A 2,400-nucleotide genomic window follows, 5' to 3' on the forward strand; every position below is an offset into this window, starting at 1 on the left:
CGGTGATCACGTCGTCGCCTTCCTGACCCTGCAGCTCGTCCACGCCGAAACCGCCGGCGATGGTGTCGTTGCCGGCCATGCCGTAGATCAGATCGTTGCCATAGCCACCGTCCAGACGGTCATTGCCGTTGCCCCCGTAGATCACGTCGCGCAGATCCTCGGTGGACCCGCCACCGAGAATGTTGTCGTCGCCATCACCACCATTGATCGTGTCCGCACCGTCGCCGCCATCAAGGGAGTCGTTACCGTCATCGCCGCGCAGGGTGTCATTGCCAGAACCGCCATCAATGGTGTCATCGCCACCGCCGCCGCTGATCTTGTCGTCGCCGCCGCCAGCGATCACTTCTTCGCTGTCATCGCCTCCGGTCAGGGTTTCAGACGTTCCGCCGCCAACAATTGTTCCCGGGGTGGGGAAGAGGTCGGCGATCTTGACCGACGCATCGTTGAAACCCAGTTCCTCGACATTGACCAGGGTGTCGGTGCCAAGGGAAGAAACAACCTGGATCGACCCGTCGCCGTTCTGGGTAATGGTTGCGTCGGCCTCGTTGACGCCCCAGAACTCGGCCCTGTCGAATCCGCTGCCGCCGTCGATCCGGTCATCGCCTGCTTCGCCCACCAGGGTATCGTCGCCTCCGCGGCCATTGATCGTGTCGTTGCCACCTCTGCCGTTGATCTGATTGTTGTTGCCATTGCCCTGCAACAGGTCGGCGTCATTGCGAGAGCCGTTGATATTCTCGATGCCGGTAATCGAATGAGTGAAGCTGGTGCCGCGCCACGTTCCGGTCGCAGTGCCTGCGGCCAGATCGACCTCAACGGCGTCCACCCTGTTCCTGTCATAGCGCACCCAATCATTGCCTGCGCCGCCGTCCAGCGTATCGTTCCCTGCCATCAGGATGAAGCGTTCGTCGGCCGATGAGCCGATGATCCGGTCCGCCTGCATCGAGCCACGCAGCTCGGTAGCGGTGCCGGTTACCGTGTCGGTGCCGCCGTGGCCGTCCTGAATGATTCCGGTCGCCAGATTAGCCACGATCCCGGCGGGCGAGTCGCGATAGTCGAGCCGCGTGAAACCGTCGCTGGCCCCGATATTGATCTGGTCGTTGCCACCCAATCCGCGCACCTGAGCGAAGCCATCCACTACGCTGGTGATGTTGAGCGTGTCGGCGAAGTTGGTACCCCAAATCGCCAACCCATCGGCCAGCATCGCCGAGGCTGGGTTCAGCAGAATGGTTGAACCGCCAGCCCCCTTGTCGATACGTCCGACATTGGTGGTGCCGTTGACATTTGCAGTGATGCCGGCGGTCAGCCCGTCATTGTGAGCGATCTCGGCATACGAGTCGGTAATATCGGAGAGATCCACCACGTCCCGTCCGGTGCCGGTGTCGATGTTGACCTCGACAAAACCGCTTTCCCCGTCGACCAGAACCAGATCGTCGCCGGCCAGCGTACGTATCTCATCATAGCCGCCACCGCCGACGGTTACATAATCGTTGCCGTTACCTGTAGTGATCGTGTTGTCATTAGTATCGAAGCTGTCGATGATCTGCCCAGTATGAGCGATCCCTCTCGTGAGAGAAGAGAGCGGGATCGATGCGCCCGGGCCGAATGGACCGCTGGTAACCGGGCCGACACCTGTGATTTGCCCATCGAGCGCTTTCCAGCCGGCGACCGGATCCGCTAGGGCAGGGACATCGGGGATGCTCGCCCCACCCAGGCTGAAATACCAGTCGGTTGCGGGTTGTCCAGCTGGTGCTTCGGTAAAGGCAAGAACATACGATGTTGCGCCAGAAAACTGGACGAAGCCGAAGTAGCTATCGGTTGTATCCAAGTCACCGCCCAGAAGGTCGATGCTTGTGGCTCCTGGAACGTTGCCAATGATCAGTGGCAGGGGCTCGTCATCGGGATTGGGCACAGGATTGGCCGGGGTCTCGAACTGATAAGTCAAGTTCGGTGAGACTCCGTCCGGCATGGTCAGTGTGATAGACGTGTCGGTTACACTGGCCACATTGTCGTCAGCGTCGAACTGAACCTGGTAGCCAAGTAAAGTATAAGGTGTGGGCATATCCGTCCTCTCAGATGCGTTTGATCGCGTTTCGGACCGGTAGGGGCCAGAGCTCGGCACCGCGCAAAGCGGTGCCCACTGTGTTGTTAGAGCGTATTGGAGAAGCTTTTATTGGTTATGGTGACTGATTGGTTTCAGCCTTCCTGCTCTGTTTACCCCTCAGGTCTTCTTTTGAGATCACACTATCCCGAGAAGCACCTCGGTCAAGCGTATCGGTTGGAAAAATGCCGAATTTTTTTGGGATAATGTCATCCTTGCCAATACAGCCGCCCGCGCCCCGGTCAGGCCAGCAGGTCGAACACCTCCTTGCCGATCTGGAGGTTGATCTCGCTCTGTCCCTC

The 2,400-nt window shown here is 59.5% G+C and carries 1 protein-coding gene; it reads right to left on the reverse strand.

Annotation, left to right across the window (positions count from 1 at the left end; all coding sequences use genetic code 11):
• Nucleotides 1–2,059, reverse strand: a 2,059-nt coding sequence (locus MB818_RS21780) for a calcium-binding protein (RefSeq protein ID WP_234237939.1), incomplete at its 3' end; no start/stop codon positions are given.
• Between the last annotated feature and the right edge of the window lie 341 nt (nt 2,060–2,400).

Origin of the sequence: Ruegeria alba (assembly GCF_022321465.1) — a bacterium.
Lineage (GTDB): Bacteria > Pseudomonadota > Alphaproteobacteria > Rhodobacterales > Rhodobacteraceae > Ruegeria_B > Ruegeria_B alba.